This window comes from Larkinella rosea, assembly GCF_003858635.1.
Taxonomy (GTDB): domain Bacteria; phylum Bacteroidota; class Bacteroidia; order Cytophagales; family Spirosomataceae; genus Larkinella; species Larkinella rosea.
Window position 1 is genome coordinate 1 of the sequence record NZ_RQJO01000018.1, and the last position, 8,345, is coordinate 8,345.

The following is an 8,345-nucleotide window of genomic DNA, read 5'->3' on the forward strand; positions in this document are numbered from 1 at the left end:
AGGCAGTCCAAATGCCCCGTAATCTGCAGAAAGTCGACCCGGTTTCCCCAGGCGTTGAGTTTGTCGGTGCATTCGTAACCCGCCATCCAGTACGACCGAAACGGATTGGAAAAAGAAACGCTCATACTTTTCTCAGCTTTTATCCATTCTGGAAACAAGTGCACAAGCGATTCAGTCAGTCTTTTAATTCAACTTTTTTCAGATCGGTCAAGGCCGGGCCGTTGACCACCTGTCCCGTTCCGGTAAACCGCGATCCGTGGCAGGGGCAGTCGAATGATTTTTCATCCGCGTTCCACTGTACCACGCAACCCAGGTGCGGGCAAATCGCCAAATGCGCGTGGAGTTCACCATGTTCATCCCGATATGCGGCCACTTTTCGCAAACCGACGTTTACAATCGCTCCCTGCCCATTGGGGAGCTGGCTGACATTGGCAATATCACTACCGGCAAATAAGTCCGTTAACTGAGCCGCGAAGTTCCCCGCTTCCTTTAGATAGTCACCGGTAACGACCAGATTGATGCGGGCGGGATCGTACAGTTTTGCCCAGCGGTTTTCCCGCCCCTGAATTAAATCCGGAATCAACAAGCCGGCAATCGTGCCGTGAGTCAGGCCGTTGCCCGAATCGCCGGTGACGATATAAATGTGCTGATCACCCGGATTTCGGCCGATAAACGCCATTGCATCCAGCGGCTCCATCACCTGGCCGGACCAGCGGTAAGCAACCTCCGTAGCTGCCGGAAACTGCTGCTTCACCCAGTCGATCAAATCCTGATACCGGTTTTCCTCTTCGATGCCTTCTTCATCCGCCTGCCCGGTTTTGTGGTCGTGTCCTCCGCAGATCACCAGATCAAAGTGGTCGTCCAGTTGCTGCAATCGCACATAGGTATATGGTTGGCTGAGCCACGGCGATTTTTGATTGCCCGTGTCCCACCACAAGGCTGCCGGGATGCTGCCTTTCGGAATTTTCAGACCGACCACATAACTCCGGTAGGGCCACTGTTTGGTGTGCATCGTAAACAGGTCGTTAATGGGCGTATTGGTCGCCACTACCACATCCGTTGCCATAACGGTGAAGAATGCGGTTTTTACGGAACCTTCCTGCACGGCCGTAACCCGGGTTTCCGTATAAATTTCACCGCCGAGCCGAATAACCGCTTCGGCCAATCCTTTTAGATATTTTAACGGATGAAACTGCGCCTGATTAGGGAACCTGAGACACTGCCCGACATCGACTGCCAGACCGGGCACTCGCGCCAGACGATGGACGGTCAACCCGGCTTTCTGGCAGGCGGCAAACTCCTCGTTCAAGGTTTCCGGCTGATCAGTCGGGTGGAGAAACAAATACCCATCCAGCCGCTCGAAATCACAGGCAATGTGCTCTTGCTGAATCGTTTGTTCGATAAAAGTAATGGCGGCCGTGTGGCTTTCAGCAGCAATTTGAGCCCCTTCAGTTCCGTGGTACCGTTCTATTTCGGAATACCGATCATCCAGCGCATTCGACAAATGAGCCGTCGTGCGACCGGTTTCTCCGCTTCCAACCCATCCGTCTTCCAACACAATCACTTTTTTACCGGCTTTGAGGAGGTTGTAGGCAACGGACAAACCAGAAATGCCCGCCCCCACGATAACGACATCGGTTTGTCGATCCGTGTTTAGCGGGGTAAACGAAATAGGACTCACGGAATCGATCCAGAAACTCAGGTGATAACCGGACGTCAGGGTGCCCGGATGCTGATTAGTAGTCATAATTTTCTCCAGATAACAGCCAAAAACGGAGGCTGAACGGTTTTGATAATGTGGGATTATTCAGCCAGGGCAGCTGGCAACGTGCGAAAGCTGGTCAGGTAGTAACGGCCTGTCAGTGTGTTTGTTTAGAACGGGGTGGGCGCGGTGAGGCAACGGAGCGGCCCTGGTTTGCAGTGGGGTCCATTCCCTTATTTTAATCGGGCCCGTATAACCTTCGCCCGACTTTTTTCTTATCCGCTTAGAACCGATCCTTTCCAGGATCGGAAAATTTCAACCGGAAAGTTCCATGAATTTTACCCTGAAAGTCTGGCGGCAGAAAAACAGCGAGACGCGCGGCAAACTGGTCGATTATACCGTCAGTGACATCTCGCCGGACATGTCGTTTCTGGAAATGTTCGACGTCCTGAACCAGAATCTGATCCTGCGCGGGGAGGAACCGGTCGTGTTCGACCACGATTGTCGGGAAGGCATCTGTGGTTCGTGTTGTATGTTTATTAACGGGCGAGCACATGGCCCGCAAACGGGCGGAGCGACTTGTCTGCTGCACATGCGCAGTTTTGAGGAAGGTACGACGATCGTTGTCGAGCCCTGGCGGGCGAAAGCGTTTCCGGTTATCAAGGACCTGGTCGTCGATCGCTCGGCTTTTGACCGGATCGTACAGGCGGGTGGGTACATTTCCGTCAATACCGGGGCCGCTCCCGATGCCAACGAAATTCCGATTGCTCGTGAAAGACAGGAACAATCGATGGATGCAGCTGCCTGCATTGCCTGTGGTGCCTGCGTAGCCGCCTGTAAAAATGCGTCGGCGATGCTGTTTACGGCGGCTCAGGTATCGCGGTTTGCAGTATTGCCGCAGGGCGAGCCCGAGCGCCAGGTGCGGGTTGAACGGATGGTGGCGCAGATGGATGCCGAAGGGTTTGGCGCATGTTCGTTTATGGGTGCCTGCTCGGTGGAATGCCCGGCGTCCATTTCCCTCGACCACATTACCCGTCTGAATCGGGAATACCTTAAGGCTAAGCTCACATCGAACAATGTCTGATCTTCGAAAAACCACCTTCGTTTGGCAAGTTGGGCTCTGGCTGCTTTGGAGCTGCGGGGGTAAAAATACGTCGTCCAACGTGGACTCGCCGGGCCGGGAAAAAACCGCCAAAACCGAGGTGCTCGAAACCGGGGCGAATGTGTTGCAGAACAAGGCTCCGCTCCGGGCCATGAGCATGTACCTCGATGGCTTTCATTTTTACAATGGGAACCTGAAGGGTCAGATGGAAGCGCATCATTACTGCACTCAACTGAACGAAGACCTGGTGCAGTGCCTGATTTTTGACGGCAACGGTTCGGACGCCAAAATCATGGGCGTGGAATATATCGTTTCTGAACGACTGTTTAAAACCCTGCCTGACGAGGAAAAAAAGCTCTGGCACAGCCACCACCATGAAGTCAAGTCAGGAAGTCTTATTGCCCCCGGACTGCCGCTGGTCGCCGAACACGAGCTCATGGAAAAGCTGGTTTCGACCTACGGCAAAACATTTCACACTTGGCATACCGACCGGGACCTGAAACTGCCGATTGGGGCCCCAATGATCATGATGGGCTTTACAAAAGATGGGCAACTGGCCGACAGCCTGATTACCCATCGGGACCATCGGTTCCAGATTTCCACGATCGAAAAACGCCAAAATCGGGCCGACATTCCAGTGCCGGCCGTTCAGCCCGGCGCCAACGCCTGGGAGCAGGGCGAAATTCGCCAGCTGACCATCTCGGCTGAGCAACAACCCGTTTCAGGCCATCATCATTAGAAACCGCATCACAACCAACGGTTTTGGCAAAGGGGGTGATCCGGTCTCTGCCGCTCAACGAACTCTTTCGGATAGCTAGTTTTTTTAGGTGAACCACCCAAAAAAGAAGCCGGACTGACCGTCCGGCTTCCCCAGCGAATCGTTGTGCAAAATCAAGGCATCATGCTTTTTATGAAAGGTCCCGCAATGGCCATAACTTCTTCCTTGGTCAACGGCTCATCGAACGACTCCCGGACAATCAATTCGACGGCGCTGCCGTTCATGGAATAGAAGTGTTCGTCGACCAGCGTCATCAGGTCGATTCCGTCGTGGTGATGGGTTTCGTTTTCGCCTTTGTAGACAGCCGCCGGAACACCGCCGGTTTCCTGCTCCGAAGTCCACACCCGCAACTGACGGATCAACCGGATTTCGGCCGCGTGACGGGCTTCGACGGAATGAATTTTCAAAGCCGCCAGCAACACGGCTTTATCATCTTTCAATTTGGGGGCCTGCCCTTTGTAAGCCCGCACACCGGTGTCTTCGAAAGCCTGCGACAGGGTCAGAAAAACCGGGTAGTTTGTAAACGGATCGGGAAACATCCCATTCGCAGTAAAATCGAATTCCGGCATCGGTTTCGCCTTATCTCCTAATTGGGATTTCAGAAACTCAACGTGCTGTTTTTCATGCTCCGCAATTTTCATGAAAACCTGTTTATCACTTTGCGGGATCAGGTTGGCGGCCATATTGCCCTTTTTATAAAATTCGGCTTCCAGGTATTCCAGCGTTAGCGCGAAATTCAGCACTTCAACGACATCGGCGTCAGCCGCAAACGCTTTGTTAACCGTGGCTGCGAAAAAAGCAGGGGTTGCCAGAGCCGCCATGGAAGTTGTTTTAAGCAGTTTCCGTCGTGAAAACAGGAAGCGTTCGCTGGCCTCCGCGTTAACCTTCTCAATGTCAGACAGGATAGTGAATAAGTTCATAGCATTCGGGTTTACATTTTGGGAAGATTAACCGCACTGATTTTTTGTTTGATGAAACGCTGCGCCTTGGCCAGCACCTGCTCCGGCATCAAATGAAGGTCAAGTCCCTTGTCATCAATCAGTTCGTGGCCGAGCGAGAAATAGGTCCGGGGCCCCAGCATGTGACGGGTCAGCGTAGCATGACGGGCTTCGACGGAAACCATTTTGCCCGCAATTTTCAGCACTTCCGCATCCTGAATCAGCGGTCCGGCTCCGTTGAAGGCGGCAACCCCAACGTCTTCAAACTGTTGGGCGGCATCGAACACGGCATTGCGCTGGTTGAAATCGACCCCGCTGAAATCAAAATCCAGCATTGGAATCGCGTTATCTCCCAGCAGGGCCTTGAAAAATTCCCGGTGAACCACTTCGTGGTCGTGCAATTCCATCAAAACTTTGCGATCCATTTCGCTCAGTCCCGACGCTTTTTCAACCGCCGTCATGTAGAAGGCCACTTCGAGCTGGTCGAGCGTGTAGGCCAGGTTTGAGATACCGATGTCGCCCGAGCCTAGATCAATTGAGCCATCAGGAAGAATGGCAGCACCTGTTCGGGCTCCCGAACGGCTCAACGATTTGCTAGGTGCTACGAGATTGTCCTGGGCGCAGGACGACAGTAAGGCCAGGGTTGTCGCCGAAGCAATTCCGAAACTACGCAAGAACATTCGCCGTTCTACCGAGGGAATAACCGGTATGGTAGGCCCTGCATTCTGTACGGTCAGTTTGTTGAGTTTTTCCATTGAGTTTTTTGCTTTAATACAGACAAGTCGTCTTCGAACGAAGACTGATAGTAAACAGGTCGCCCGGACTTAAGTTGGAGTCAGCCTGAGTTCGCCTGTATCAAATGAGGAAATGGACCCGGATCGATCAATCCATTAAAAAATACCGCTGCGGAATACCGGGCGTGTTTTATACCAGGGCAAATCTGGCCTTATTTTGTCGTTGTTTCATCCGGGCCTAACGGCAGCAGTTGTTTGGAAATGTACGTAATCCGGCACGCCAGATCGTTTTTCATCCACAGCTACCATGTAATGTTGCTCAGATCGACAATACCGGTGGTGAAAACCACATCCGTGAGGTACAACGGGTCTTTGATTGATTCCTCAGGGCGCGATTCGCGTCCAGAATCGGCCGGGTATCCTCCAGTTTCAGGCTTTGGGTGGGATCGTTCGCGTCCAGCACTGCCCAGAAGGCGCGGTAAATGCCGACGAGCCCGCGCAATTCCACGCCGTGGTAGAGCACCTGATCGGCCCGGATCGGTCGTAATGAATCGTGACAATTTATGTGACGTCCGGCGTCAGTTCGATCGGCAGCAGCCAGAACAGCGACGTCAGCGCCATCACTTTATACGGATAGCCCAGCTCCTGCTCGCCGTCCTGATCGGATCGGCGCCAGCCTAGGGCAATCGGCAGGTGCTTTGCCAGGTAGACTTCTCGAATGACTGCACGATGTTAACCCTTCCAATGCATCGCCAGGCGAATGCGGAACAGGGTGCCTTCGCCCGTTTTGGTTTCAATTTCCAGGCTGGCCCGCAATAGTTCACACAGCCGTTTGACGATGGACAAACCGATGCCTTCGCCCCGGGCCGATTTGATGGAGTGGATCATCGCTTCTTCCCGGCGTTCCAATTCCGGCGTCGGCAGGCCGAAAGCCGACGAGGATTCGGGCGAGGGTGCCAAAACATGCGAAAATGAACCCGGCTCCGTGTCCCGATGGGGCAAGCCCGGACCGGAATCCTGCACGCTGAGAATCCAGCGAAAACCGCTCTCGCGCACCCAGGAAACCGACACCCAGCCGGATGGCGTGTGTTTGAGCGCATTCAGTACCAGATTTTGCACGATGCGCTGCAACTGCAGCGGGTCACTTTCAACCAGAAGGTCAGGAGGACCGTCGGCTTTCAGGACCAGCCCCATTTCCCCGGCCAGCGGTTGATAGCTTTCGATGAGGTTGTGTAACATTTCTCCCGCATCGAACGTTTGGATACTCACCGGTTCCTGACCGGCTTCCAGCCGGGCCAGATCCATCAGCTGACCCACCATTTCCCGGACAGTGGTCAGGTTCCGGTTGAGCATCTCGACCATCTGTTTTCGCTCCTCTTCGTCGGCCTCACTGATATTCAGAAACGAAGCGGCTCCCTGAATAACGCCAAAGCTCCCCCGGAGATCGTGCGAGGCTGTTCGTAACAGATCCCCCCGCTGACGGGTCAGTTCGTTCAGGTCATCGAGCGCCTGTTGCAGAATTTGTACCCGGTTGGTGGCGTCAATGCGCTGAAGCTCCGTATACTGCTCAACACTCCCATTGATACTCAGCGAATTGAACCAGGCCAGATGGTCATACGACGCCACAAGGCGGTCAACCTCCTCCGTCGGATAGCGTTGCCAGTACTGGCGAAATTCATCCAGCAGAACCTGGTTCAGGTGATAGATTTCACTGAGCAGTTCCTTCAGGGTGTAGCCTTTCTGCCAGCGGTGCAACCCGTGTTCCTCAGCCAGGAGCTTGATGTCCGCAGTCAGCACGAGTTGCCGAAGGCGCTGATCGAAGACATTGAGCATAAACGGAACTTTGTTGTTAAACTCCTCCCGACTCAGGCTGGCAACGGTATTGCCCTCCGGATCGGTTTGGCAGGCCGATCGCCAGTTATTTAAAATAGCCTCCCGCCGGGCCGCCAGATACGTTGCCAATACGATCAAGGGGGAATCAGCTGCTGAAATCATCGTGCTGTCAGCGGTTTTCACATCCACTCGCTGTCCTGGGGAAGTAACGGCCTGGACGCAAAAAGGTTGCAAACCTCCCCAAAAATGAGGCTCATGAGACCCGGAAAAACCCAGATAATTTTTAAAAACAATTCCTTTACGCACCGGTTCTAAGGCCAAATCCACCGCCCAAATGCCGATTCTGCGAACGGCGGTTTTCTTATGTTTCATTCAAACCACAGCTAAAATGGCAACCTCAAAAAGTGAAAGTGAATTGAAAGAATTATTTGTCGACGAGTTAAAAGACATTTACTGGGCCGAAAAACATTTGACCAAAGCCCTGACCAAAATGGCGAAAGCGGCCACCTCAACCGAATTGCAAACCGCCTTTGAAAAACACCTGACCGAAACCGAAAACCAGGTTTCCCGCCTGGAGCAGGTGTTTGAAGCCGTCGGACAAAAGGCATCGGCCAAAAAGTGTGACGCCATGGCGGGGCTGATCGAGGAAGCCGAAGGATTGATCGAAGACACCAAGGAAGGGAGCCTGACACGGGATGTGGCCCTGATTTCGGCCGCTCAGAAAGTGGAACATTACGAGATTGCCTCCTATGGCACCCTGCGGACACTGGCTAATGTATTAGGCTATCCGCAAGCCGTTGACCTGCTGGAGCAAACGCTGGCCGAGGAAAAGAAAACGGATGTGCTGCTGACGGAAATCGCCGAAGGCTCCATCAATGAATCCGCCAAACAGGAATAACCGCTGAGGCAGCCCAACCGCTGGTAAGCTGATTTTCGGATGCGGCTTACCAGTGGTTAGTTCTTTCATTCGAGAACCTAATCCGGTTTGCTATGAGGAAGTTTCTGCGGGATAATGGCCTGTCATTGACCCTTGTTGTCATTACCTTACTAACGCTGAGCGGCCAGCTTGTGGTGGGCTGGCATGCCTTTAATGAGGAATTGCAGGATTACGGGCGCCCGTCACTGGCGTTTGGTCAGTACCTGACGAGCGGCCACTGCATCGAAGCGGTTTTTGAAAACTGGGAGAGCGAATTTTTGCAGATGGGCCTGTATGTGCTGCTGACGGTGTGGCTTTACCAGAAAGGCTCCTCCGAATCCA

At 53.4% G+C, this 8,345-nt stretch carries 9 protein-coding genes; 4 read left to right on the forward strand and 5 right to left on the reverse strand.

The window, feature by feature from the left end; translation table 11 throughout:
* Positions 1–175: 175 nt before the first annotated feature.
* Positions 176–1,747, reverse strand: coding sequence for an FAD-dependent oxidoreductase (locus tag EHT25_RS32480; protein ID WP_124879635.1), 1,572 nt, complete (start codon positions 1,745–1,747; stop codon positions 176–178).
* Between the two features lie 286 nt (positions 1,748–2,033).
* Here EHT25_RS32480 and EHT25_RS32485 point away from each other — a divergent pair, with 286 nt between their 5' ends.
* Both EHT25_RS32485 and EHT25_RS32490 read left to right on the forward strand, forming a co-directional pair.
* Positions 2,034–2,786 carry a succinate dehydrogenase/fumarate reductase iron-sulfur subunit gene (locus EHT25_RS32485; RefSeq protein ID WP_124879636.1) on the forward strand — a complete coding sequence of 251 codons (753 nt, stop codon included), beginning with the start codon at positions 2,034–2,036 and terminating at the stop codon, positions 2,784–2,786.
* Positions 2,779–3,543, forward strand: a complete 765-nt coding sequence (locus EHT25_RS32490; RefSeq protein WP_124879637.1) for an OBAP family protein — start codon at positions 2,779–2,781, stop codon at positions 3,541–3,543. The genes EHT25_RS32485 and EHT25_RS32490 overlap by 8 nt, the downstream gene beginning before the upstream one ends.
* A 152-nt stretch (positions 3,544–3,695) precedes the next feature.
* Here the strand turns inward: EHT25_RS32490 and EHT25_RS32495 are convergent, their stop codons facing one another.
* The 4 genes from EHT25_RS32495 to EHT25_RS32510 all read right to left on the reverse strand — a co-directional run bounded on the left by EHT25_RS32495 (position 3,696) and on the right by EHT25_RS32510 (position 7,249).
* The gene (locus tag EHT25_RS32495) at positions 3,696–4,502 is read right to left on the reverse strand and encodes a ferritin-like domain-containing protein (RefSeq protein WP_124879638.1); all 807 of its coding nucleotides are present in this window, start codon (positions 4,500–4,502) and stop codon (positions 3,696–3,698) included.
* 11 nt (positions 4,503–4,513) lie between these two features.
* Complete coding sequence (locus tag EHT25_RS32500; RefSeq protein ID WP_124879639.1) at positions 4,514–5,275, reverse strand: ferritin-like domain-containing protein; 762 nt, start codon at positions 5,273–5,275, stop codon at positions 4,514–4,516.
* A gap of 298 nt (positions 5,276–5,573) precedes the next feature.
* Positions 5,574–5,756: a hypothetical protein gene (locus EHT25_RS32505; RefSeq protein WP_124879640.1), complete on the reverse strand. Its 183-nt coding sequence runs from the start codon at positions 5,754–5,756 to the stop codon at positions 5,574–5,576.
* Positions 5,757–5,986: 230 nt separating this feature from the next.
* Positions 5,987–7,249: a sensor histidine kinase gene (locus EHT25_RS32510; RefSeq protein ID WP_185731564.1), complete on the reverse strand. Its 1,263-nt coding sequence runs from the start codon at positions 7,247–7,249 to the stop codon at positions 5,987–5,989.
* A 226-nt stretch (positions 7,250–7,475) separates the two neighbouring features.
* Between EHT25_RS32510 and EHT25_RS32515 the strand changes: the two genes are divergently transcribed.
* Entirely contained in the window at positions 7,476–7,985 is a 510-nt protein-coding gene (locus EHT25_RS32515; protein ID WP_229311879.1) for a YciE/YciF ferroxidase family protein, read from the forward strand.
* Between the two features lie 92 nt (positions 7,986–8,077).
* Positions 8,078–8,345: DUF6766 family protein (locus EHT25_RS32520; RefSeq protein WP_374756178.1), on the forward strand; the 268-nt coding region annotated here is incomplete at its 3' end.